Below are 25201 nucleotides of genomic sequence, written 5' to 3'. Positions count from 1 at the left end.
AGCCGGCCGACGGCGTCGCAGAAGGCCGCGACCAGCGCTATGCTGCTGCCCGCGGACGACCCAGGGTGATCATCGGGCACGGGTTCCCTCTGGTAGTCGGCTGCCCAAAAAGCCACCATTTTCCCTCCGGCAACGAGGGTCGCTGCAGCTCTCCCCTCCGTTCTTCACGATGGGCTGTTCCCGACGACGCTGGCAGGAGCAGAGGGGACGAACGGATCGTGGGAGCGGAGCCTGGGGTGCCCCCGGCGGCTCCGGACGCCCCGCGATCCGATGATCCCCGTCCTCGGGAGGAGACTCCGCCGTCCTCCCGCGGGCCCCACGGGGCGGAGACCCGGTCGCGCTGGGACCTCATCCGCATCTGCGCGGGTTCGATGTCCTCGGCCGTGGGGTTCCGGACCCTCGGGGTCACCTACCCGCTGCTGGCCCTGTCGCTGACGAAGTCGCCGGTGCACGTCGGCTGGGCCGGTTTCGCCCTGACCCTTCCGACCCTGCTCTTCTACGTCCCGGCGGGTCTCCTCGTCGACCGGATGACCGCACGCGCCGTCATGGCGGCCACCGAGGCGGCTCGCCTGCTGGCGGTGGCGAGCGTGTTCCTGGCCGTGCTCTTCGGGGGCGTCACCCTCCCCCACCTGCTGGCGGCGGCCTTCGTGGAGGGCACCTTCTGGGTCGTCTACTCGCTGGCGGAGACCGCCCTGATCCGGTCCGCGGTCCCCCGGGCGAGTCTCGTCGGCATGCTGGCCACGAGTGAGACGAGCTCCCACGTCGCGGTGATGGCGGCCAGGCCCGTGGGAGGGTTCCTGTTCGGGCTCGGCCACTGCGTGCCGTTCGTGATGAACACGCTCCTCTTCCTCGCCTCGCTCACCGCCGTTCTCACCCTGCCGGGCGGCGGGGAGCGCCACGTGCTGCGGACTGCGGCCCCCGGCGGCGGGAAGACGTCGTTCCTCCAGGAGATGACGGCCGGCGTCGGGGAGCTCAGGAGCCATCGCTTCCTGCGCAACGCCATGGCGCTGACCACGGTCACGAACCTGATGATCAATATGTTGATCATCGTCTTCGTCGCCGGTTCGGTGACCCACTCCCCCCTGGAGGTCGGCCTGGTCCTCGCGGCCAGCGGCCTGGGCGGTGTGCTCGGGTCGGCTCTGGCGCCTCCGCTGCGGCGCCTGCTCCGGCATCCGCTGCTGGAACCGCGCCTGGCGCCGCTCGGGCCTCCCCGGGAGATCCTGCTCTTCGCCCACATGTGGATATGGGCGTTCGCCCTCCTCATCCCGGTCGTGGGCGAGTCCCCCGTCTTCTTCGGCGCCGCGCTGTTCCTGATGGGGTGCGCCGGAGCGCTCAGCAACATGTCCGTCAGGGCCTTCGAGATCGATCGGGTCGCCGAGGGCAAGCTCGCCCGGGTGGTCAGCGTGCACCGGCTCACCACCCACGGGGCCGTGTGCCTGGCGGCGCCGCTCGGCGGGTTCCTCGTCTCCGCGGTGGGGGTGCCGGCGGCGACGAGGAGCCTGTTCCTCGTCATGTCCGGCATCACCCTGTCCGTGGCCGTGGCGGTCCCGCTCCGCAGGGTCCTCCGGAGCGGAACTCCCGCTGGTCCGCCCGTCTCCGGCCGGATCCGCCGGCGGCCGGAGGACCTCGGCCCGCCCGTCCCGGAACCGGTCTGCCGCCGGTCAGACCTGTTCCGCCAGGCGGTCCGCCTCTGCGGTCAGGTGCGGAGGAAGCCGCGGAGCCACCGCGGCCTTCGCACGCCGAGCCAGACCGGCCGCTGAGGGGGCGTCACCGGCCAGTTCCCTGACCTTGGCCGCGTACAGCAGGACGGGGCCGTGGTCGCCCGCTTCGGCCAGCACGGCCGTGATCTCCCGGTCCGCCTCGGCGGCCCGCCCTTCGGAGGCGAGCGCGAGGGCGTACGCCGCCCGGGTGGACGGCCACTGCAGCGGCCGGACCCGTTCGAGGTCGTGCAGGGCCTCCGCCGTCCGGCCGAGGTCGGCCAGGATCTCGCCCCGCGCCCGCAGCGCCTCCGCGGCGTCCCCCTCCCGGGCGAGGGCGTCGTTCAGGACGTCCCTCGCCGCGTCGGGGTGCCCGCCGTACCACAGGGCCCAGGCGAGTTCGGTCTGGATGGCGGTGTCGCCGGGGACGCGGCGGATCGCGGAGTACAGCTCCTGCACCGCGACCGCGGGCCGCCCCTGCGCCAGCCGGAGCCGCCCGATCCCGGCGAGCAGCCGGCCCACCGCGGTGGTCGCGCCCAGCGTCTCGAACAGGACCGCGGCCGTGCGGTAGTGCGCGACCGCCTTCTCGAAGTCCTCGCGCCGGTGCGCGACGTTGCCGAGGAAGGATTCGATCTCCGCGCGGAGCCACGTGTCGTCCCCGCACCTGCTCAGCGCCTCCTCCGCCTGTTTCGCGGCCAGTCCGAACTCGCCGTCGCGGAAGGCGAGCTCGGCGGCGCGCAGGTACTCGTCCGGGGTGGCCCGGCTCTCGACCGGCTCGGCGGCGCGGCCGTGCTGGAGGATGGGCTGGATGAGCCGCTCGTGCGAGAGCTCGCACCAGCGCGCGCCCGCCCGGAGGTCCTCCCGCAGGATGTGGCGCTCCACCAGCGCCCTGACCACGCGGTTCGGCTCCCCTGCCGTGAGGGTCTCGCCCTGGTAGACGATCTCACGCTTGCCCTGCTCCGTGATGAAGTTGCGGCGCAGCCAGGTCCGCAGGCGATCGGTGTCCCCGTCGAGGTGGTCGCGGGACACCTCGGTGATCATCCTTTCGAAGAAGCCGGTGAGCGACCGGTCGGCGTCGGCGAAGCGGCGCACGTGCTCGGCGGTGATGATCCGTACGTCGGCGGGAAGGGAGCGCCACATGGTGGAGCAGACGACCTGGAGCTGGACCGGCTCGACCACCTTCGCGTCGGCCACGACCTCCTCCCCGAGCGCCTTTCCCACCCGGATCCTGCGCAGGTCCTCCACCAGCCCCTCGGCCGCTCCCGGCGCGAAGGACCGGCCGGTGCCCTCCAGGGGGCCCTCCGTCGCCCGCACCGCCGCCGCCGTGTCGAGCGCGGCGAGCGGGAAGCGGCCCCTGGACGGCCCGGCCAGTCTGGGCTCGTGGGGGAGGATCGCGGCCAGGTAGTCCTCGCGGATCGACACGAGCAGGCGCAGGTGCGGATCCGCCTCCAGCGCCTCCACGAGCTGGTCGATGAACCATTCCCGGTACGGCTGGCGGTGGGCGAGGTCGCCGAACAGCTCCTCCGCCTGGTCGATCGCCGCCAGGGTCAGCACGGGATCTCCGTACGGATCCTGGCGCGGTGGTCTGCGCCGCAGGAACCCGCGGAGCGTCAGGCCGGCCAGCCTGGTGGGCGTCTCCTCCGGAGACCAGGACGACAGCAGGGCGAAGACGTGCGGGTTGTGCTGCGAGAGCGCGGCCGAGGGGAAGGGGGAGCCGTGCGACACGCGGCCGATCGGCAGGATGTCGACCGTGGTCGGATCCATCAGCGGGAGCACGCCTGCCTGGATGAGCGAGGTCTTGCCCACCCCCGAAGGGCCGTAGAGGATGGTCAGCCTGTTGGCCTGCCAGAGGTCCGCGATCTCGTGCGACTCCCTGGCCCGCCCGAAGAAGCGGGCGCTGTCCTCCCGCCGGAACGCCCGCAGCCCGACGTACGGTTCGGCCGCCGGCGCCGGGCGGGCATCGTTCGGGTTCACGGCATCGACCCCATCCGCCGCCGCAGCTCCATGCAGAACTCCTCGGCGGTCCCCCAGAAGATGGAGATCCGCCAGTCCTCGTAGTATCTGGCCAGTTGCCGCTGCACGTCCTTCACGTCCGCCTTGCTGGTGTCGAGCGAGGGGGCGAGCTGCACGCTGATGTGCCTGCGCCGGTTGATGCCGGGGACCGCCCTCAGCAGCCCGCGGAACAGGACGCGGAACGTCCAGTCCTGCAGGCTGTAGCCGATGAACAGCAGGGGCCGCCGGGTCAGCGCCGCGAGGATCGAGGTGGGCAGCATCCGCTGGCTGCCCGCGACGCCCTCGGCCGCGAGGCTGGTGAGGAACTCGAGGTAGTCGTCCTCGGCCAGCACGATCGACGTCGGATCCTGCAGGTTTCCGTGCAGGTGGTAGATGAGCGGCGTGTCCGGCTGGGGGTTCCATCCGGCCTCGTTGCTGAACAGCTTCTCGGCGTAGGCGATGTCCTTGTTCCACGGGCAGACGGCCACGTTCGGGCGTTTCCCCACCGCTTTCAGGGAGCGGAAGATGAAGTCGTCGTAGTTGGTCGTCAGATACACCGGGAGGGGAAATTCCGCCAGCAGCCCGTGGGGTTCCAGCGGATGGAGGAAATCCGGGGGATCCGCCGCGTCCAGCTCGTCGCAGACCAGTCTCTTGACATGCACGGCGTCGCCGTATTTGATCGCCCCGAACTGCGCCACCCGGGGGAGGTCGTGGTCGTCTCCGTAGGGATATCCCCAGCGGCGCGCCATTTCCCGGCTGAGCGCCGTTCCCGTCGGCAGGGTCCCCACGCACGCCCCCGACCCCAGGAACGGCGTGCAGTCCCCGCTTCTCAGCTGGTAGATCAGGCGCTCCCATTCGGCGTCACCCATGTCGTACACGCACGGCACCACCTCGTCGACCGCCGGCCCGGCGGATCACGGGCCGATGCCGTACGACTCTATTGGCCCGGTCAACGCCCGGCAGGGATCACGCCGCTCCGGACTGGGCCTTGATGGAGGCCGAGAATCCTGCCAGCGGAGGCCGGTCGTCCAGGAGGAGTGACCGCAGCATCCTGTTCAGGCCGTCATTTCCGATTTCTCGGACGTCCTCCAGGGAAATCCCGTCGAGATCGATGAGAACCGCCGCGGCTTCGGAGCCCGCCTCGCCCTCGCGCATAAGCACTCCTCCACTTTCCCAGTCCATCCCGGAGTTACGGTCGGCCCGGAAACAGTGCGGCCGCCCTGCCCTCCGATCGCCCGGGACCTTGATACCGGTGTTCAAATCATTCTGGGATACCCCACCCCGTGAATCAACCTTTAGGATGACCACAGGATTGTTTCGGCTCACAGGGTGGAGGCCTCAGGTGGCGGAGCTTTCTCACACGGTGAACGCGGTGCCCGAGCGGTCGCCAGAGGTCTGGGAGAAGGTGCCGCCGCGCAACAGGAACTTCACCGGCCGCGAGGAGCTCCTCACCCGGCTCCGCCGGGGCATCAGCACCGTGACCGCCGTCGTCCCCCAGCCCCAGGCGCTCCAGGGCCTGGGCGGCGTCGGCAAGACTCATCTGGCCATCGAGTACGCCTGGCGCTACCGGTCCCACTACGACCTGGTCTGGTGGATCCCCGCCGACCAGCGCGTCCTGGTGCCGTCGGCGCTGGCCATGATGGCGCCCCACCTCGGCCTGCCGAGCGCCGCGACCACCGGTGTCGAAGAGGCGGCCGAAGCGGTGCGCCGGGCGCTGCAGAGCGGCGAGCCGTACCGCCGCTGGCTGCTGATCTTCGACAACGCCGAGGACCCCGCCAGGATCGAGGAGTTCATCCCGCTCGGGCCCGGGCACGTGCTGATCACTTCGCGCAACCCCGACTGGGAGGACCGTTTCGAGACGCTCCAGGTCGACGTGTTCGAGCGCGAGGAGAGCGTGGAGTTCCTCCGCAGGCGGCTGCGGAGGGAGATCTCGGACCAGGACGCCTCCCGGCTCGCGGAGAAGCTCGGCGACCTGCCGCTCGCGCTGGAGCAGGCCGGAGCGCTCCAGTACGAGACCGGCATGTCGGTCGACGAGTACATCGAGCAGCTCGAGGAGCAGGCCGGCCGGCTGCTCGGCGCGAACAAGGCGTCGGGCTACCCCCTGTCGATGACGGCCGCCTGGCAGGTCTCGGTCTCCATGCTGCAGGACCGGCTCCCCGAGGCGGTCAGGATCCTGCGGTGCTGCGCGTTCTTCGGCCCCGAGCCCATCCCCCGTGACATCTTCCGCCGGGGCGGGAGGACCATCGGCCGCGGCGCCGGGGAGAAGGCCGATCCGCTGCTGAGCGCGATCCTGTCCGACCCCATCCTGCTGACCAAGGCCCTGAGCGAGCTGCGGCGTTTCGCCCTCGCCAGGATCGAGCCCGAGACGCGCACCATCCAGGTCCACCGCCTCGTTCAGGCGCTCCTGCGCGACGGCCTGTCCGGTGAGGAGCAGCGGACGGCGCGGCGGGAGGTCCACCTGCTGCTGGCCGGCGGCGCACCGGCCGATCCGGACGACAGCACGAGATGGCGCCTGTTCGAGGAGCTGGTGGGCCACGTCGCCCCTTCGGAGCTCGCCGAGAGCACCGAGCCGGTCGTGCGCAGATTCGCTCTGAACATCGTCCGCTACCTGTACCAGGCGGGCAACTACCAGTCGGCCCTCACCTTCTCGGAGGACTTCATCGGCAGGTGGTCCGAGAACAGCGGGCCCCGGCACCCGGACGTGCTGGTCGCGCGCAAGCACCTGGGCAACGTGCTGCGCGGGCTCGGCCGGTACGCCGAGGACTACGAGCTCGGCAGGGAGACCCTGGAGCTCATGCGCGAGGTCCTCGGGCCGCAGCATCCGGAGACCCTGTCGATGACCAACACCTTCGGCGCCGCCCTGCGCGCCCGGGGGGAGTTCATGAGGGCTCGCGAGCTCGACGAGGAGTCCCGGCAGGCCCACGAGCAGGCCCTGGGGCCGGCTCACCCGTCCACTCTGCGCGTGATGAACAACCTCGCCCTCGACTACGGCCTCACCAGCGACTACATGCTCGCCCGGAGGCTGCAGCAGGAGACCTACCTGGAGCAGAGCGACGCGACCCAGGGGATCAGCAAGTCCTCCCTCCTGCTGTCGTGGAACGGCCTGGCCCGCGTCGTGCGGCTCTGCGGAGACTACGCCGAGGCGTGCGACCTGGGCGACGAGGCCCACGCCTACGGGGTTCAGGAACTGGGCCCCGACCATCCCGTCACCCTGCTCACCGCCAAGGACCTGTCCATCGCCCGGCGCCGGGCCGGCGACCTCGCCGAGGCGCTCGACATGGCACGCGACGCGCACGCGCGGTTCCAGCGGCTCTTCGGCGACGAGCACCCCGACACCATGGCCGCGGCGGTCAACCTCTCCAACGTTCTGCGCACGACCGGTGAGCTCGACGAGGCGTTCGCCGTCGCGCATGAGACCGTGCTCCGCTATCCCCGGGTCTACGGCGAGGACCACCCGTACACCCAGGCCTGCCGGAGCAACCTCGCTATCCTGTACCGACTGCGCGGAGACGCCGAGACCGCCAGGGCGGTCAACGAGGCGGCCCTGGAGAGGCTGACCGCCACGGTCGGCCGGACGCACAACTACTCACTGGCCTGCGCCGTCAACCTCGCGACGGACCTCGCGCTCCTGGGTGAGACCGCCGGGGCGCGGGAACTCGGCGAGGACACCCTCGAACGGCTCCACGCGCTCTTCGGCGAAGAGCACTACCTCTCACTGCTGTGCGCCGCCAACCTCTCGCTCGACCTGCGGGCCGCCGGCGCGGAGAAGGAGGCGGAGCGGCTCCGGACCGAGACCCTGGAGCGCTATGGGCGCAGCCCGCTGTCATCGGTCCAGCCCGACATCCTGGCGGCGGTCGCCGGCCTGCGCATCGACACCGACTTCGACCCGCCGCCGATCTGACCGGGCACCGCGGTCAGGTGTTCCGCCTGGTCCACTCCTCACGGTGCCGGTCGGCCTCCCGGCGCGCCTGCGCCGCCGCCGCGGGGTCCACCGGTTGGGCGAGGAGCCGCTCCAGCGTCCCCCTCATCACGGCGACGAACTCCTGCCCCTGCTCGGTCAGGCACCCGCTGGCCTGGAGCGTGCCGGTGACGAGGTGGGCGCCCTCCCGCCAGCGCGCGAACTCCACCTGGGCCCGGAACCCCGCGTCCCCGCTCTCGAACGCGCGCTGGCGGTGCCAGAACCCCGCCACGCCGAGGTAGGCGTAGGCACCCTGCAGCAGCCCGTAGACCGGCCGCGGGTCGGGCCGCCAGGGCGCGTAGTGGCGCTGCCCGTCGTCCGGCAGTGTGAGATCGACCATGTCGGTCAGGGCGGTCAGCTTGGCGTGCTGGACCTCGTGGGCGAAGGTCTCCGCGAACCCGAGGCCGTGGCGGGGCTCCGAGAGCGCCATGGTCCCGAACGTCTCCCGGGACGTGGCGCTGTTCTGGCCGGAGGCGGGCGCCTGGATCGGGGTGAGGACGGAGGTCGCCGCGGCCACCTCCTCGGCGACGATTCCGTGGTGCGCCGTCAGGATGCGCCAGGCGTCCCGCAGGCACGACTGCCACCAGCGGCGGCGCTCCGCAGTCAGCCTCGGCTCGACGACGTCGGCCACCGCCCACCGGTACGGATCCAGGTCGTCGACGATCAGGCTGAGTCCCGGCCGCACCGCCAGCCGGTGCAGCGCCTGCCAGCCCGGTCCGTCCCGGTGGGGATCGACCCGGACCGTGAACCGGCCGAAGCGGAGCTCGGCTCCGTCGCCGTCCCCGGTGCCGCCGCCGGTACCGGTGCCGTCCGGCCGCACGACGACGTCGGCCACCGCCCCGAGCCCGGCGGGCAGGGTGAGCAGGCCCAGGGAAGGCAGCATGACGTCCCTGCCGGCGACGGGGAGCCGGAGCTCGCACGCGGTCTGCGATCCGATCGCGGCCGACAGCGCCAGCGCGCCCAGCCTCCCTGGATCCTCCTCACCGGTCCGCCGGCTCAGCGACCGGTAGGTCCGCCACGCCCACGCCCCCGCCGCCGGGTGGCGCAGCACCCGTCCGACCCGGTCCGCCGCGCGGTTCTCCATGTCCGACAGGAGCCCGTAGGCCTCGGCCGCCAGCTCGGCGTGGGGGTGCCGGGCCGCCGCCGCCTCCTCGACGACCCCGCGCAGCAGCAGCAGGTTCTTCAGGCGCTGCGCCGCCGCCAGTTCGCGCACGGCTGCGGCCCCGCCCCCTCCTGCCGCCAGTTCCGCCAGGACCGTCCCGGAGAGCGGCTGGGTGAAGAGTCTCATCTGCTTCCCTTCAGCAGGGCGACGTCCCGGGCGAGTGTTGCGTGGATGTGGGTGATGAGCCGGTAGAGGTCGGGGCAGTAGACCGAGGGTGCGAGGAATCCGGTGCCGGTGTTGTAGCGGTGGGCGTAGAGCCCGCCGCCGCAGACCCGGACGAGGTCGCATTCGAGGCAGGTCCGCGCCAGCGCGAGCTCGCCGATCTGCCGGGCCGCTATGGCCGGGTGGGCGAGCACCTCGTCGAAGGAGTTCCGCAGGACGTGCATGCGGGTCGCGGTGGCGCCGTGGTAGCTGGACTTGAGGATGTCCGACTGCTCGATGCTGCCGTCCGTCTCGACGACGGCCATCCGCACCGGGGACAGCCCGATCGTCTCGGTCCGCGAGGGCCGTCCGGTCAGCAACCGCATGATCTCGGTGAACAGCCGGACCTCGGTCTCCTCGGCGGGGGCGCCGTACCAGCGGTCGAAGATCGGGATCAGCCAGTCGGCGTACGGCGTGGCGGCGGACTCCGGATCGCGGAAGGGCGGCGGCGCCGACCAGTTGCCGTGCGGGAGCAGGAAATCGACGGCGGGCGGGTCGAAGGCGAGCAGCGCCTCGTAGGTGGCCACGGGGTCGTTCCGGACGTCGATCGTGCAGAGCAGGCCGCTGAAGAGGTGGTGGAAGCGGCCGAAGGCGAGCCCGCGGAGGGCGCGGGAGACCGCCTCGTGGCTCCCCCGCCCCCCGGCGAAGCGCCGGTGGCGGTCGTGGGCCTCCTCGTCACCGTCCAGGCTCACCCCCACCCGGACCTCCAGGGCGTCGAACAGCCGCAGGAAGGCCTCGTCGAGCCGTACCCCGTTGGTCTGCACCGCCAGGTGGGCCCGTGTCCCGACGTCGGCGGCCGCCGCCCTGATCGCGTGCACGGCGTGGGAGATGAACTCCGGTCCGGCCAGGAGCGGCTCCCCGCCGTGCAGGATCACCTCCACCTCTGCGAGGTCGTGGTCCAGCGCGTGCTCGGCGATCCGCAGCGCCGCGCGGTCGGCGATCGCCTCCGACATGCGGCGCGGCTGGGCCTTCCACGACTGGTCCGCCATCTCGTACATGTAGCAGTACGCGCAGGCCAGGTCGCAGCGGCTGTGGATCTTCAGGATGAACTGCTGGAAGGCCGACGGCCGCCATCCCGAGGCCAGCAATCCGTCCACGTCGAGCATTGCCGGAAACATGTTTTCGGGTGGCAGATTTTCGGTTTTGGGTTCTTTTGGCAACCGCGGCACACCTCTCTTGCGCCATTTACCATTTCGCCTGACTTCTGGTCGATAGTCAAGATTCAATCCGCAGGCGCCGGAATCGTTACGGAGCGCGCACCCGCCGCCGACCGATTTCTCCTGCGATATAGATGTCGTTCCCCTATCCTGCGCTACGTAATGTGGTCTCAACTCGGAGGCTGATCAGCGGTGCACGAGTGGCCGTCGACCCTCGATGTCGGGGAACTGATGGCCGGAGGCTGGCGGCCGACTCCGTTCCGGCAGTTCATCCTGAAGATCCACAGCCGCTGCGATCTGGCCTGCGCGTACTGCTACATGTACGAGATGGCCGACACCAGCTGGCGCGGCCGCCCGAAGCGGATGACGCCGGAGACCTTCGCCGCCACGGCCGCGCGGATCGCAGAGCACACCCGCACCCACGGTCTCACTGAGATCGAGGTCGTCCTGCACGGCGGCGAGCCCCTGCTCGCCGGGCGGGAGGCCATCCGCGACCTCGTCACCCGCATCCGCTCCGCGGTCGGCGGCGGCACGCGGGTCCGCGTCGCGCTGCAGACCAACGCCACCCTGCTCGACCACGGCTACCTCGACCTCTTCGCCGAGCTGGACCTGCGCGTCGGGGTCAGTCTCGACGGCGACGGGGCGATGCACGACCGCAGCCGCCGGCGCGCGAACGGGCAGGGCAGCCACGCCGCGGTCGTGAAAGCCCTCGGCCTGCTCACCTCGCCCGCCTACCGGCACCTATTCAGCGGCCTGCTGTGCACCGTCGACCTCAGGAACGATCCGCTGGGCGCCTACGAGGCGCTGCTCGCGTTCGGCCCGCCCGCCGTCGACTTCCTGCTCCCGCACGGCAACTGGTCGGCTCCTCCTCCGGGCCGGGACCCGGGGGCGGGCGCCACGCCGTACGCCGACTGGCTGATCCCGGTCTTCGACCGCTGGTACCGCTCGCCCCGGCAACCCACCCGGGTCCGACTGTTCGACGAGATCGTCCATCTCCTGCTCGGCGGCGCGTCGGCGAGCGAGGCGGTGGGCCTGTCCCCCGCGGCCATGGTGGTGGTGGAGACCGACGGCGGCATCGAACAGTCCGACTTCCTGAAGTCGGCCTACCAGGGGGCACCCGAGACCGGGCTGCACGTGGCGCGGGACTCCTTCGACGACGTCCTGCTCCTGCCCGCCGTCGCGGCCCGCCAGATCGGCGAGCTGGCCCTGTCCGCGGCCTGCCGCCGCTGCCCCGTCGGCCGGGTCTGCGGCGGCGGGCTGTACGCCCACCGTTACCGGGAGGGGAACGGGTTCGCCAACCCGTCGGTCTACTGCCCCGACCTCCTCCGCCTCATCGAGCACGTCAAGCACACCGTCGAGGCCGACCTGTCGGCACGGATCCGAGCACACCGTCGAAGCCGACCCGTCGGCACGGACCAAGGAACGCCCATGGAACTGCGTGAACACCGCATCCCGGCCGAGGTGCTCTCGGCACTGGCCGGCGGCGGCGGTGGCGCCGCCGTGGTCGCCCGGCTCGCCGCCGCCCAGCGCAGCAAGCACGTGCTCCTCGTGCACGAGGTGATGCGGAGCGCACGGGTGACCGGGCATCCCCGGGCCACCGTCGCCCGCCGCGCCTACGACCTGCTCGCCGCCGTCCAGCAGCGCCATCCGGAAGCCGTCGAGACGGTCCTGCGCCATCCGTCGGTGGGCGCCTGGGCCCGGCACACGGTGATGGCGCTCAGGAGGGGGGACGAGGAGGCGAGGCCGGAGCAGCTGGCGGCCCTGGCGGCCGCCGCGGCGATCCGGTCCGGCACGGTCTGCGAGATCGACGTGCCCGCGGTGGAGGGTGTGGTCACCCTGCCTTCGCTGGGCCAGGCCGTACTGTCCCCGACTCTCTCGGAGGCGACGGTCCAGTGCTTCGCCGACGGCGCGGACGTCATGGCGGACGGCCTCGTCGTGGGGTCCCTCGGGACCCCCGACGACGCACCCGGTTGGAGGGGGTTGCGCACGCTGTCCGTGAACACCGACGGCTCGCCGTTCCACGTCACCGTCGACGACCTCGATCCCTATCGCATGCCGGGCACCGCCAACATGGGAGGCCGGCTCAGCTCCGCCGAGGTCGAACGCTGGCAGGCGACGCTGACCGGCGCCTGGCGCCTGCTCGTCCGGCACCACCGGAGTGTCGCCGACGAGGTGAGGGCCGCGATCTCCGTGCTCACCCCGCTGAACGCGCCGCCGCAGGGCCAGTCGAGCGCCTCCTCCCGGGAGACTTTCGGCTCCGTGGCGCTGTCCGCCCAGCCGGACGCCACCACGTTCGCGGTCACGCTGACCCATGAGATGCAGCATGCCAAGCTCTCGGCCCTGCTCGACATCGTGCCTCTGACCGGCCCCGACGACGGTTCCCGCCACTACGCGCCCTGGCGGCCCGACCCCCGTCCCGTCCCCGGGCTGCTCCAGGGGGCGTACGCCTATATGGGCGTGACCGACTTCTGGCGGCGCCAGCTCCGCGTCGACAGCGGTGCGGCCGCCCTGGAGGCGGGGGCCGAGTTCTTCCGGTGGCGCGCGGCCGCGCGACTGGTCTGCGGGACGATCCTCGGCAGCGGCCGGCTGACGCCTTCCGGCGAACTGTTCGTCACCACGATGGCGCGGCGGCTCGACGACTGGTCGCAGGTGGCGGTGCCGGCCGCCGCCCGGGCTCTCGGCCGTGAGCGCGCGGACCGGCACCGGGCCCTCTGGGTCGAACGCAACGGCTGATCAGAGGGCGGGCGGGTCGAAGTCGGAGTCCAGCCGCTCGCCCGCCACCGCCACCTGCACGTCGGGGTGTTCGTCGCCCAGCACGCTCCGGTAGCGTTCGAAGGTGTCGGCGGCCAGTACGTCGGCCTCGTCCGCCGCGCCCTCGGCACGCAGGTCCACGATCAGGTTGGCCGCTCCGGCGAGGGTGAGCGGATGATCCGCCCCCAGAAGTCCCCGCAGCCTGGTCAGGGTGTCCTCGCCGAGTGCCCGTGCCGTACCGTTGTCGCCTCCGGCCGCGAGGTCGCTGGCGAGGTTGATGGCGCAGGTCAGCGAGAAGTGGTGGTCGCGGCCGAGCCTTCGGTCGAATCCCTCCAGAGATTTCCGGTCGAGTTCCCGTGCCGCCTCGATCTGGCCGTTGACGCGCAGGAGCAGGGCGAGGTTCATGTCGCAGCCGTATCTGAAGGGGTGCTCGGAACCGAAGGCCCGCGGGTAGCGGTCCGCCGTGTCCTGCAGGAGTTCCAGCGCCTCCGCGACGTCTCCCCTGGTCCGCAGGGCGTTGGCCAGGCACAGCGCCGCCGCCAGCGCGTCGGGGTGGTCGCGGCCGAAGATCCGTTCTTCTGTCTCGAACGTCCACTGGGCGAGCTCGAACGCCTCCTCGATGAATCCCGCCCGGCGTTTGGCTATGGAGAGATCCTTGGCGGTGCGCAGCGTCCACGGGTGGTCGGAGCCGAGTTCCTCGACTCCGAACTCGTAGGCGTCCTCCCCCAGATCGCAGGCCTCGACGTAGTTGCCGCTGAGCCGCACGATGCGGGCCAGGCCGTTCCACACGGCCAGCACCCACTGCTTGCCTCTGACGCCGCTGCTCCTGATCTGCTTGAAGACGTCCGTCTGCAGCCGCCGCGCCCGCCCGTAGTCACCGACCAGCATGTAGTCCACGGCGAGGTTGTTGCCGGCCAGCAGCGTCCGGCCGTGATCGGCGCCGAACACGGCCTGGTGCAGCGTCAGCGACTCCTCGTCGTGCCTCAGCGCGTCCGAGAAGTCCCCCCGGGTCCGGAAGTCGGCGCCGTGGCTGTTGGTGAGCTGCAGGGTCTCCTCGTGATCCGGGCCCAGGACCGTCCGCATGCGTGCGAGAGTGACGCTGTTGAGCTCGAACGACGCTTGGTACTCACCGAGTTCGCGCAGCGCCTCACCGAGATGCCGCCGGGCGGAGAGCACGACGGGATCGTCCTCCCCCTGCCCGGCCCGCCACTCCTCGATGAACTCCTCCACGAGGTTCCGCGCCGACCGGTAGTCGCCCGAGGCGTAGAGGTAGCGCACGATGTCGAGGGCGAAGCGGCGGATCAGCGGTTCGCGGCACACCTTCACCTGGGCGGGTCTCACATGGCCGAGCAGTTCGCCGTAACTCGACCAGGTGGCGGTGTCGTCCGGGACGCCCGGGGTGGCCGCGGCGAGGAGAAGGTGCACCTCGTGTCTGAAGGCGAGGTGTTCCTGCTCCTCCAACTCGTCCCGCAGGAGCGCTTGGACCAGGCGGTGCACCTGGATGGTCCGGCTCTTGGAGTCGATGCGCGCGAGCGCGTACCGTCCCAGTTCCCTGATGGCCTTGCTCAGCAGGATCGGGTCGGCGAGCAGGCCGCCGAGGCGGGACTGGGCCGCGAGTCCCGCGGGCAGGGTGCCGAACACGTCACGGGGGATGGGCTCCGGACCGAAGAACGCGCAGCACCGCAGCAGCTCCACCGCTTCGGGCAGCTTCACCTCCAGCTGCGACACCGACAGCGACCACGCCGCGGTCATGGAGAGCGGGTAGTCCGACGGCTTGTTCGCGTCGAGCAGCCGGACGGTCTGCTCTTCCAGCAGCCTGAGGTATTCGTCCACCGACATGCCCGTCTCGGCGTGCAGGGCGCCCGCCTGCTCCAGCGCCAGCGGGAGGTCGCCGAGCTGCTGCGCCAGGCGATCCGCGTCCTGGGGACTGATTCCTCTCGACACCCTCTTCCGGAGGAACTCGACGCTCTCGGCCCGTGCGAAGACGTCCACCGGAACGGTGTCGACCACGGCCTGCCAGGCGTGGTTGCGGGAGGTGATCAGCACGTGTCCCGGTCCGCGCGGGATCACGTCGTTGACGTCCTCCGGCAGTTCGGCGTTGTCGAAGACGAGCAGCCACTTCGAATAGGGATCGCCCCGCCGCAACGCGTCCAGCACCGCCGCAGCGGTGTCCTCGATGCTCGCCGTGGCATGGGAGGACAGGCCCAGATGCGGGGCCAGCGCCGCCAGGGACGACCGCACCAGCATCGGCTGGTCCGCCGGGATCCACCAGACCACGTCGTATTCGTGCCGGTACCGGTAGGCGTATTCGATCGCGACGTGCGTCTTGCCGACGCCTCCGAAGCCGTGGAGCGCGTGCGGGAGCACGGCGGTCACGTCGGAGGTGACGCCGGTGTGCAGCTTCTCCAGGAGGTCGTCCCGGCCGGTGAAGTTCTTGTTGCGCTGTGGCACCCTGCCCCAGACGTGGGGCTGGCGTCCCGGGGGCCGGGAGACTTCCGAGGATTGCGACACCGACACGCGACCGCCTCCGCTTGTGGCTTGCGATCAGCTTAAACCGCGGCCCTCGGGAGCGCACGGGTAAAGGGGGGACACTCCTCTTCCCAGGAGGGAGATGGGGCACAAACCATCAACAATCAGACAAATTGTAAATAAGTAATATATTTCTACAATCGTAGCATCCAGCAACTTAGACGCCTTTATCAACGGAAACAAAATAGGATTCGGGTATCTTCTTGGCGGAAACTGGACCAAGGTGTTCTCCTCGGTGCCGAAGATGCGGGCGGGACATGCGAAGATACGGAGACAGCCGCTACGCGCGAGGACGGGCAGGGCGCGTCCTTGTCATGAACGCAAGGGACTTCGCATGCACGAGGAAGCAGGCCCCGCCGAGACCAAGTCCGGCAGCGGCCTGATCGACGTCACCGGGCTCACCCTCGCCGACCTCGGCGAGATCGGCGAGACCCGTCTGGGCCTCGCCGTGGCGCGATTCCTGGACGAGGAGCACACCGGACCCGTGGCCGGATTCACATCCTCCATGTAAAGATCTTGACTTGGGCGTCACCTCTATGGGACACAAAGTGTCACAGGGAATGGTTTCCCAACATTCAGGGTGGCGCGGTGGACGATGCGGACTGGGAACGACTGATCAACCAGCTCCGCAGGGGTGACTGCACGCCTTTCCTGGGTGCGGGCGCCTGCCGGGGCCTCCCGAAGGGAGCGGAGCTGAGCCGCCGGTACGCCGCACGTTACGGTTATCCCTTCGCCGACGCGCACAACCTCGCCCGGGTGATGCAGTACGCCGAAGCGGTGGTGCGCGATCCGGTGGACCTCAAGGACGACGTCTGCCGGCTTCTCCGCTCCCACCGGAGACCCTCGCCGGGCGACCCCGCGGACCCGCACGCGTTGCTGGCGGCCTTTCCCCTGAAGGTGTTCCTCACCACGAACTACGACGACTTCCTCCACGAGGCGCTGCGCACGGCCGGCAAGGAACCCCACAGCGCGGTCTCGCGCTGGTGGGAGACCGGCTCCGCCGACGTGCCCGTCCTTCCCGAACCGACCGTCGACAGACCTCTCGTCTACCATCTGCACGGGACCTGGTCGGACCCCGCCTCGCTGGTGCTGACCGAGGCCGACTACCTCTCCTATCTCGTCAACATCGTGGAGGCGACGGCGGCCGACTGGCGGCATCCGCTGCCCCCTCCGGTCCTCAGCGCGATGGCCGGCCGGCCGCTGCTCTTCATCGGCTACAGCCTGCAGGACTGGACGTTCCGGGTGCTCTTCCACGGCCTGGCCCGGAGCACCCCGCGCAGCAACAAGCGCCGGCACGTGAGCGTGCAGCTGATGCCCGAGGTCAACGACTCGGCGGGCGACGCGGTGGACAAGGCCAAGCGCTACCTCGTCCACTACCTCAACGGCTGGAACATCTCGATCTTCCTCGGCACCGCGGCGGAGTTCTGCGAGGAGCTCCGCCGGAGAATGGGGTGAGCGCCATGGAGGCCGCGGCACGCGGAGACGGCGGGGCGGCCGGGCCGTACGTGGGCCTGCGTCCCTATCGCAAGAGCGAGCACGACCTGTTCTTCGGCCGTGAGCGGGAGGCCCGCGAGATCGCCACCATCTGGCAGGCGACCGGGCTCACCGTGCTGTACGGCACGTCCGGCGTCGGCAAGACCTCCCTGCTCCACGCGGGGGTGCTGCCCCGCATCGAGGCCGAGCGCGCCGACGTGCTGCCGGTCGCGCGCGTCTCGCCGCGCAGGATCGCCGCGCCGCCCGCGCGGGCCGGGGCGGGCCTGCACGTCCTGGCGCTGCTGTCGGCCTGGGCGCCGGACGAGCCGCTGTCGGCGCTCGCCGGGCTGACGGTCGCGGAGTTCCTGGCGCGGCGCCCGGAGCGGCGCGACCGGTACGGCGACCCGGTGCCGGTGCTGGTCGCCGTCGACCAGGCCGAGGAGCTGTTCAGCGGCCCCGCCCACCAGGAGGCCGACCGGACCGAGCTCCTGGCCCAGCTGGCGCAGGCGGTGGAGGAGCACGACGGCCTCCATCTGCTGCTGTCGTTGCGCGAGGAGCACCTGGCCGCCGTACTGCCCCACGAGCGGCCGCTCGGCCGCGGTTCGCGGGCCCGGTTCCACCTGCGGCCGCTCGCCCGCGCCACCGCGCTCGACGCGGTGACCGGGCCCCTGGAGGGCACCGGCCGCCGCTTCGCCCCCGGCGCCGCGGAGCTGCTCGTCGACGACCTCCGCACCGTCGAGGTCTCCGACGCCGAGGGCCGGGCGACCACGCTGGCGCTGGAGTCGGTCGAACCGGTCCAGCTCCAGGTCGTCTGCTCCGCGCTGTGGGATTCGCTGCCCCCGGACCTCAGCGAGATCACCGTGGAGCACGTGCGCCTGCACGCCGACGTCGACCGGTTCCTGACCGGTTTCTGCCGGCGCGCGCTCGCCCGGGTCGCGGCCGAGCACGGCATCCCGGCCACGGAGATCCAGTTCTGGCTGCGCAACGCCTTCATCACCGAGCACGGCACGCGCAACACGGTCTACGAGGGGCTCCACGAGACGGCGGGCATGCCGAACGCCGTGGCCAGGGCCCTGGAGGACCACCACCTCCTCAAGGGGGAGCACCGGCTCGGCATCCGCTGGTACGAGCTGCAGCACGACCGGCTGATCGCCACCGTGCGCCGGTCGGAGCGGCCCGCCACCTATCTGGCGGACGCGCGGGCCGCGCTGGCCGGACGGCGCTGGGAAACGGCGCAGCGCCTGGCGGAGGAGGCGCTGCGCGCCTCGGAGTTCGGCGAGGCGTGGGTGCGCGCCGAGGCCCAGGAGATCCTGGGGACGGCCGAGGCGGCGCGCGGGGAGACGGAGAGCGCCCGGCGCCGCTTCGAGGAAGCGGCGGAGACCTTCGCCAGCCTCCAGCAGTTCGACGGGGTGGCCCGGGTGCTGACCGGGAGCGGGCGGCTCCGGCTGGCGGAGGGCGATCACGCCGGGGCCGTGGAGCTGTTCAAGGGGGCCCTCACCTGGGCGCCCAACGACCTGCCCGCCCGGCTGGCCCTGGGGCAGGCGCTGTGGCACGCGGGGCAGCCGCGCGCCGCGCTCGCCTGCCTCAACGGGGCCGTGGCGCTGGCGGCGCGGCCCCCGGCCGACGCGCTGGCCCTGCGCGGGGCGATCCACGCCGACCTCGGCAGGCCGGCCGAGGCCCTGCGCGACCTGGACCGGGTCCGCCGGGACCAGCAGCCGGACACGGTGGCCGCCCGCGCGCTGGCCCTGGCCCTGCAGGGGCGTTTCGACGCCGCCGAGCAGGAGATGCTGGACGCGGTCGCCACCGAGTCCGGCAGCGGACCGGCGCTGCTGCGGGCGGCGCGCGTGCACGCCCTGCTCGGCCGGCGGTCGAGCTCGGCCGCGCTGGCCGCCCGCGCGCTGGCCGCCCGCGTCCCCGGTCTCCCGCCCCATCTGCGGCGGCAGGCCGAGGAGGTGCTGCGGGCGTCGGCCTGACCCCGGTCCTTCCCGCGGCCGGGCACCGGCCCGTCACACGGTCCACGGCCTCCCGCGCTCTCCCTGCGGGGCGGGCGCGGACGTCACGGGATCCGCACGATCCCTGAGCGGCCCGCTGCGATCCGGATGCGGGGGTAGGTGGGGGGCATGACATCTTCCTCGCCTGATCAGACCGGTCCCGTCCCCTCGCTGTTCCGCCGGGTGGCGGCGCTGCGCGGCGGCCGCGCGGTGCACACCCGCGGGCGGTTCTTCCACGCCGCCTTCCGCGTCCTCGGCCGCACCGACCCCTACCTCGGCATCCCCGTGCTCGACGAGCCCGGCGAGCGGGAGGTCCTGGTACGGCTCTCCAAGGGGGCCTCCCTGCCCGGTGCCCTGCCCGACGTGCTCGGCCTGGCCGTCCGGCTCCCCTGCGACCAGGCGCCCGGCGGCGACCTCGACCTGCTGCTGGCCACGATGGGCTGGCCCCGGTGGTTGCCCTTCCCGAGCGCGGGGTTCGGCTCCGGGGTCTTCTCCACGCTGATCCCCTACCGGCACGCGGCCGGGCGGATCCGGTTCCTGGCCGTGGCGGCCGACCGGGGCCGCGCCCGCTCCGCCGACCCCGACGAGATCGCGGAGTCGGTCGTGGCGGCCCCGCTGGACTTCGTCCTCGGCGTCGAGGGCTACCGGCGGCCGTTCGCGCGGCTGAGCCTGCACACCGTGCTCCCGGACGGGGAGTTCGCCGCGTTCGACCCGATGCTGAACCGCCATCCGGCGCTGAGTTTCCCCAGGCCGTTCCTGCGGGTGCGCGAGGCGGCCTACGCCGGTTCGCGGCGGGGGCGCGCCCGGACCGGGGAACGGGCGGGGGAACGGGCGGGGAAGGCGGGGGCGGGCCCCCGCCCGGACCGTTCCGGCCTTACCATTGCCTGACCTCCTGCCGGTCGAGACAAGCGATGGTGGACATGGTTGAGATCGCCGACGGTCCCGTGAAGAACGGGACCGCGACCGCTTCGGGCGTGGACGAGCTGGACCTGCGCCGGCTCCTCGCCGGGCTCACGGCCGTGCGCGACGGCGACTTCGGCACCCGCCTGCCCGGTGAGGGCGACGGCCTGCTGCAGGAGATCGCCACGGTCTTCAACGGCATGGTGGACCAGCTGTCCCTGTTCACCTCCGAGGTGACGCGCGTCGCCCGCGAGGTCGGCACCGAGGGGCAGCTGGGCGGCCAGGCCGACGTGCCCGGCGTCTCGGGCACCTGGAAGGACCTCACCGACTCGGTCAACGCCATGGCGGGCAACCTCACCGGCCAGGTGCGCTCCATCGCCCAGGTCACCACCGCGGTGGCCAAGGGCGACCTCTCGCAGAAGATCACCGTGGACGCCCGCGGCGAGATCCTGGAGCTGAAGAACACCATCAACACGATGGTCGACCAGCTGTCCTCCTTCGCCGACGAGGTCACCCGGGTGGCCCGCGAGGTCGGCACCGAGGGCCGGCTGGGCGGCCAGGCCGACGTCAAGGGCGTCTCCGGCACCTGGAAGGCGCTCACCGAGTCGGTGAACGTGATGGCCGACAACCTCACGGCCCAGGTCCGCAGCATCGCCGAGGTGACCACGGCGGTGGCCAAGGGCGACCTGTCGCAGAAAATCCGGGTGGACGCGCGCGGCGAGATCCTGGAGCTGAAGGAGACCATCAACACGATGGTCGACCAGCTGTCGGCCTTCGCCGACGAGGTCACCCGGGTGGCCCGCGAGGTCGGCACCGAGGGCAACCTCGGCGGCCAGGCGACCGTCCGCGGGGTCTCCGGCACCTGGAAGGACCTCACCGACAACGTCAACGTCATGGCCTCCAACCTGACCAGCCAGGTGCGCTCCATCGCCCAGGTGGCCACGGCGGTCGCCCGCGGCGACCTCTCGCAGAAGATCACCGTCGAGGCCAAGGGCGAGGTCGCCGCGCTGGCGCAGACCATCAACACGATGGTCGACACGCTGTCGGCCTTCGCCGACGAGGTCACCCGGGTGGCCCGCGAGGTCGGCACCGAGGGGCAGCTGGGCGGCCAGGCCCGCGTGCCCAACGTGGCCGGCACCTGGAAGGACCTCACCGACAACGTCAACTCCATGGCCGACAACCTGACCAGCCAGGTCCGCTCCATCGCCCAGGTCACCACCGCGGTCGCCCAGGGCGACCTGAACAAGAAGATCGACGTGGACGCCCGGGGCGAGATCCTGGCGCTGAAGACGACGATCAACACGATGGTCGACCAGCTCTCGTCCTTCGCCGCGGAGGTCACCCGGGTGGCCCGGGAGGTCGGCAGCGAGGGCCGGCTGGGCGGCCAGGCCGAGGTCGAGGGCGTCTCGGGCACCTGGAAGCGGCTGACGGAGAACGTCAACGAGCTGGCGGGCAACCTGACCCGCCAGGTCCGTGCGATCGCCGAGGTGACCAGCGCGGTGACCTCGGGCGACCTGACCCGCTCGATCACCGTCGACGCCGAGGGCGAGCTCGCCGACCTCAAGGACAACATCAACTCGATGGTCAAGTCCCTGCGCGAGACCACCCTGGCCAACCAGGAGCAGGACTGGCTCAAGTCCAACCTGGCGCGCATCTCCGGGCTGATGCAGGGCCACCGGGACCTGGCCGTCGTGGCCGAGCTGGTGATGAACGAACTGGCCCCGCTGGTCTCCGCCCAGTACGGCACGTTCCTGCTGGCCGAGGAGGGCCCGGCGGGACCCGAGCTGCAGGTGGTCGGGACCTACGGCCACCGGGAGACCGCCCGCCGCCACGGCTTCGGCGACTCGCTGGTCGGGCAGGCCGCGCTCGCCCGGCGTCCCATCCTCGCCGAGGACGTCTCCGCCGGGTACATCACCGTCTCCTCCAGCCTCGGCGGGACCGCGCCGGTCAACCTGATCGTGCTGCCGATCGTCTTCGAGGACCAGGTGCTCGGCGTGATCGAGCTGGCCAGTCTCAACCGCTTCACCCAGGTGCACCGGACCTTCCTGGGGATGCTGGTGGAGACCATCGGCGTCAACGTCAACACCATCGTCGCCAATGCCCGCACCGACGCCCTGCTGACCGAGTCGCAGCGGCTGGCCACCGAGCTGCAGGTCCGCCAGGAGGAGCTGCAGCGCTCCAACGCCGAGCTGGAGGACAAGGCGGAGCTGCTGGCCCGGCAGAACCACGACATCGAGACGAAGAACCGGGAGATCGAGCAGGCGCGCCAGGAGCTGGAGGACCGGGCCCAGCAGCTCGCCCTGGCCTCCAAGTACAAGAGCGAGTTCCTGGCCAACATGAGCCACGAGCTGCGCACCCCGCTCAACTCGCTGCTCATCCTGGCCCAGCTGCTGGCCCAGAACCCGACCCGCAACCTCACCGCCAAGCAGGTCGAGTACGCCAACGTCATCCATTCGGCCGGCACCGACCTGCTCCAGCTGATCAACGACATCCTCGACCTGTCCAAGATCGAGGCGGGGAAGATGAACCTCAGCCTGGAGCCGCTGCCGCTGCGGCAGCTCCTGGACTACGTCGAGGCGACCTTCCGCCCGCTGACCACGGAGAAGGGCCTCAGGTTCGACGTCACCGTCGACTCCGACGTGCCCGCGGAGCTGCTCGTGGACGAGCAGCGCCTGCGGCAGGTGCTGCGGAACCTGCTGTCCAACGCGGTGAAGTTCACCGAGGAGGGATCGGTCGGGCTGCGCATCGAGTGCGCCCCCGGGGTGGAGCTGCCGGGTGCGGAAGGCCAGGAGGTCCTCGTCTTCCACGTGGTGGACACCGGCATCGGCATCGCCGAGGAGAACCTCTCGCAGATCTTCGACGCGTTCCAGCAGGCCGACGGGACCACCAGCCGCAGGTACGGCGGGACCGGGCTGGGCCTGTCCATCAGCCGGGAGATCGCCGCGCTGTTCAACGGCGAGATCCGCGCGGTCAGCTCCGTCGGGAAGGGCAGTACCTTCAGCCTCTACCTGCCGCTTCCGGAGAACGGGACCGCCGCGGCGGTCCGCCCCGGCTCCGGGGCCGCGGCGGCGCCGCCGAGCGTACCGGCGGAACCGGCCCGGTTCGCCGGGGAGCTCGAGCGGCCGGGAGGCGGGGACGTGCGCCGCCTGCTCGTCGTGGAGTCCCGGGTCAACGGACTCCTGTCCCAGCTGGCCGAGAGCGTGGTGGCGGACCTGCCCGAGACGCACGGGCAGGTCCGCGTGTCCACCACGGACGACCCGGCCACCGCCCTGGCGGCGCTGGCCCGGGAGGACCACCACTGCATCGTGCTCGACCTGGGCATGCGGCAGGACGCCGCGGCGGAGTTCCTGCGCGGGCTCGACCGGAGCCCGGCGCTGCGCGGGGTGCCGGTGCTCGCCCACCACAGCCGCACGCTCTCGCGCCCGCAGGAGGACCTGCTCCAGGGGCGTTCGGCCACCCAGCCGCTGGAGCGCCTGCCCAGCCTCGACGAGCTGCGCGAGCGCATCACCCTGCACCTGTCGGCGCAGCAGCCCGGCGACGTGCTCCCCCTGGTCCAGTCCAGCCCGGACGTCCGCCCCCAGGAGCCCGGCGAGCCGGACACGGCCCTGTCGACCCGCAAGGTCCTGGTCGTCGACGACGACGTCCGCAACGTGTTCGCGCTGACCAACATCCTCGAGCTGCACGGCATGCAGGTGCTCTACGCCGAGAACGGGCGCAAGGGCATCGAGGTGCTGTCCCGCAACGAGGACGTCGACCTGGTGCTGATGGACATCATGATGCCGGAGATGGACGGCTACGCGGCCACCGCGGCCATCCGGAAGATGCCGCGCTTCGCGGACCTGCCGATCATCGCGGTGACCGCCAAGGCTATGCAGGGCGACCGGGAGAAGGCGCTGGCGGCGGGGGCGACCGACTACGTGACCAAGCCGGTCGACGCCGAGGACCTGCTCACGCGCATGCAGCGCTGGGTCGGCGTGTGAGCCCGTCGGCTGAGCCGACCGGCGGGTGAACGGGACCGGCGCGCTGACCCGCCGGCCGGTGCATCCGCCGGCCGGTGCATCCGCCGGCCGGTGAGGCGCCGGCGCGGGCGGGGCGGGAGCTCCGCCCGCGCCGTTTCCCCCGTGTCCGCACACCGTTCATCCGGATGGTGGACACTGCCCCGGTCAGGTGACCTTCCAGTGAGGAGCGCGGATGGACGGACCGGTCGGCGAGCCCGGTCAGGACGGCGGCGGGCGGCGGGGCCGTACGCTCGCCGAGGTCGCCTCCGTCTTCCTGAAGCTGGGCGTGATCGGGTTCGGCGGGCCGGCCGCGCACATCGCGATGATGCGCGAGGAGCTGGTACGGCGACGCGGCTGGGTCTCCGACGAGCGCTTCGTCGACCTGATGGGCGCGACCAACCTCATCCCGGGTCCGAACTCCACCGAGCTGGCCATCCATCTCGGCCACGAACGGGCACGCGGCAAGGGGCTGGTCGTGGCCGGGGTCTGCTTCATCCTTCCGGCGTTCGCCATCGTGCTCGCCCTGGCCTGGGCGTACGTCCGCCACGGGCAGGCCCCTGCGGTCGAAGGACTGCTCTACGGGATCAAGCCCGTGGTCGTGTCGATCGTGGTGTGGGCCCTGGCCGGCCTGCTGCGGACCGCGGTCAAGGGCCCGCTGACGGCGGCCGTCGCCGCGGCCGCGTTCGCGGCCTACCTGCTCGGGGCCGACGAGCTCCTGGTTCTGGCGGCCGGCGGGCTGCTCGTCATGGCCGTGCGCACCCGGCCGCTCCGCCCGCCCGGAGGCGGTCGCGGCGGGATCGGCGGGATCGCCCTGCTGCCCGCGGGGCCGTACTTCTCCGACCCGACCGGCGGCCAGCTCGCGCAGCTCTTCCTGACCTTCCTGAAGATCGGCTCGGTGTTGTACGGCAGCGGCTACGTGCTGCTGGCCTTCCTGGAGGGCGACTTCGCGGAGCGGCTCGGATGGATCACCCGGACGCAGCTGCTCGACGCCGTCTCCATCGGGCAGGTCACCCCCGGGCCGGTCTTCACCACCGCGACCTTCCTCGGGTACGTGATAGCCGGGCTGCCCGGTGCGGTCCTGGCGACCGTGGCGATCTTCGCACCCTCGTTCGCCTTCGTCGCCCTGCTGACCAGGATCGTCGACCGCATCCGCGACCGTGTCTGGTCCTCGGCGTTCCTGGACGGGGTCAACGCGACGGCGCTGGCCTTGATGGCGGGGGTCACGGTCGAGCTGGCGGGCGAGGCGTTCGTCGACCCGCTCACCGTCGGCCTGGCCGTGGCGGCCCTGTTCCTGCAGTGGCGCACCAGGCTCAACACCGCCTGGTTCATCGCCGCCGCCGCCGCGGTCGGTCTGGTCCACGCGCTCGTCACCGGCTGACTCCGCGGCCCGGC

Annotated in this window: 15 protein-coding genes; 9 read left to right on the top strand and 6 right to left on the bottom strand. The window is 71.7% G+C overall.

What is annotated here, in order from left to right; translation table 11 throughout:
- The first annotated feature begins 371 nt into the window (after positions 1-371).
- A complete protein-coding gene (locus HS048_RS18905) occupies positions 372-1760 on the top strand; it encodes an MFS transporter (RefSeq protein ID WP_196467679.1) in 1389 nt (462 codons plus the stop codon).
- On the opposite strand, the gene HS048_RS38905 is transcribed toward HS048_RS18905, so the two are convergent.
- From HS048_RS38905 to HS048_RS18890, 3 genes are all read right to left on the bottom strand, one after another.
- Positions 1662-3671: a tetratricopeptide repeat protein gene (locus tag HS048_RS38905; protein WP_196467678.1), complete on the bottom strand. Its 2010-nt coding sequence runs from the start codon at positions 3669-3671 to the stop codon at positions 1662-1664. The genes HS048_RS18905 and HS048_RS38905 overlap by 99 nt on opposite strands.
- Complete coding sequence (locus tag HS048_RS18895; protein ID WP_230881763.1) at positions 3668-4558, bottom strand: SIR2 family protein; 891 nt, start codon at positions 4556-4558, stop codon at positions 3668-3670. Before HS048_RS18895 ends, HS048_RS38905 begins: the two co-directional genes overlap by 4 nt.
- A gap of 97 nt (positions 4559-4655) precedes the next feature.
- Positions 4656-4844 (bottom strand): hypothetical protein, encoded by a 189-nt coding sequence (locus HS048_RS18890; protein ID WP_068903054.1) that lies wholly within the window; start codon positions 4842-4844, stop codon positions 4656-4658.
- A gap of 187 nt (positions 4845-5031) precedes the next feature.
- Here HS048_RS18890 and fxsT (HS048_RS18885) point away from each other — a divergent pair, with 187 nt between their 5' ends.
- Positions 5032-7590, top strand: coding sequence for an FxSxx-COOH system tetratricopeptide repeat protein (gene fxsT, locus HS048_RS18885; RefSeq protein ID WP_307832539.1), 2559 nt, complete (start codon positions 5032-5034; stop codon positions 7588-7590).
- 13 nt (positions 7591-7603) lie between these two features.
- Here the strand turns inward: fxsT (HS048_RS18885) and HS048_RS18880 are convergent, their stop codons facing one another.
- Both HS048_RS18880 and HS048_RS18875 read right to left on the bottom strand, forming a co-directional pair.
- Positions 7604-8935, bottom strand: coding sequence for an HEXXH motif domain-containing protein (locus HS048_RS18880; protein WP_068903058.1), 1332 nt, complete (start codon positions 8933-8935; stop codon positions 7604-7606).
- A complete protein-coding gene (locus HS048_RS18875) occupies positions 8932-10116 on the bottom strand; it encodes an FxsB family cyclophane-forming radical SAM/SPASM peptide maturase (RefSeq protein ID WP_230880880.1) in 1185 nt (394 codons plus the stop codon). The genes HS048_RS18880 and HS048_RS18875 overlap by 4 nt, the downstream gene beginning before the upstream one ends.
- A 243-nt stretch (positions 10117-10359) precedes the next feature.
- On the opposite strand from HS048_RS18875, the gene HS048_RS18870 reads away from it, so the two are divergent.
- Positions 10360-12900, top strand: coding sequence for an FxsB family cyclophane-forming radical SAM/SPASM peptide maturase (locus HS048_RS18870; protein ID WP_196467675.1), 2541 nt, complete (start codon positions 10360-10362; stop codon positions 12898-12900).
- Here HS048_RS18870 and fxsT (HS048_RS18865) read toward each other — a convergent pair whose 3' ends face one another.
- Complete coding sequence (gene fxsT, locus HS048_RS18865) at positions 12901-15369, bottom strand: FxSxx-COOH system tetratricopeptide repeat protein (RefSeq protein WP_307832538.1); 2469 nt, start codon at positions 15367-15369, stop codon at positions 12901-12903.
- 412 nt (positions 15370-15781) lie between these two features.
- Between fxsT (HS048_RS18865) and fxsA the strand changes: the two genes are divergently transcribed.
- The 6 genes from fxsA (at position 15782) to chrA (ending at position 25187) form a co-directional block, all read left to right on the top strand.
- Entirely contained in the window at positions 15782-15958 is a 177-nt protein-coding gene (gene fxsA / locus HS048_RS18860; protein ID WP_068903072.1) for an FxSxx-COOH cyclophane-containing RiPP peptide, read from the top strand.
- Between the two features lie 77 nt (positions 15959-16035).
- A complete protein-coding gene (locus HS048_RS18855) occupies positions 16036-16902 on the top strand; it encodes an SIR2 family protein (protein WP_068903073.1) in 867 nt (288 codons plus the stop codon).
- Between the two features lie 5 nt (positions 16903-16907).
- A complete protein-coding gene (locus tag HS048_RS18850) occupies positions 16908-18893 on the top strand; it encodes a tetratricopeptide repeat protein (protein WP_230881759.1) in 1986 nt (661 codons plus the stop codon).
- A gap of 147 nt (positions 18894-19040) precedes the next feature.
- The gene (locus HS048_RS18845) at positions 19041-19799 is read left to right on the top strand and encodes a hypothetical protein (protein ID WP_196467672.1); all 759 of its coding nucleotides are present in this window, start codon (positions 19041-19043) and stop codon (positions 19797-19799) included.
- A 23-nt stretch (positions 19800-19822) separates the two neighbouring features.
- Positions 19823-23791: a HAMP domain-containing protein gene (locus HS048_RS18840; RefSeq protein WP_374058771.1), complete on the top strand. Its 3969-nt coding sequence runs from the start codon at positions 19823-19825 to the stop codon at positions 23789-23791.
- A 211-nt stretch (positions 23792-24002) separates the two neighbouring features.
- Positions 24003-25187, top strand: coding sequence for a chromate efflux transporter (gene chrA / locus HS048_RS18835; protein WP_196467671.1), 1185 nt, complete (start codon positions 24003-24005; stop codon positions 25185-25187).
- Positions 25188-25201: the final 14 nt, after the last annotated feature.

The sequence above is a fragment of the Planomonospora sp. ID91781 genome, assembly GCF_015711595.1.
In the GTDB taxonomy this organism is placed as follows: domain Bacteria; phylum Actinomycetota; class Actinomycetes; order Streptosporangiales; family Streptosporangiaceae; genus Planomonospora; species Planomonospora parontospora.
This window is presented reverse-complemented; position numbering and strand designations above follow the sequence as displayed.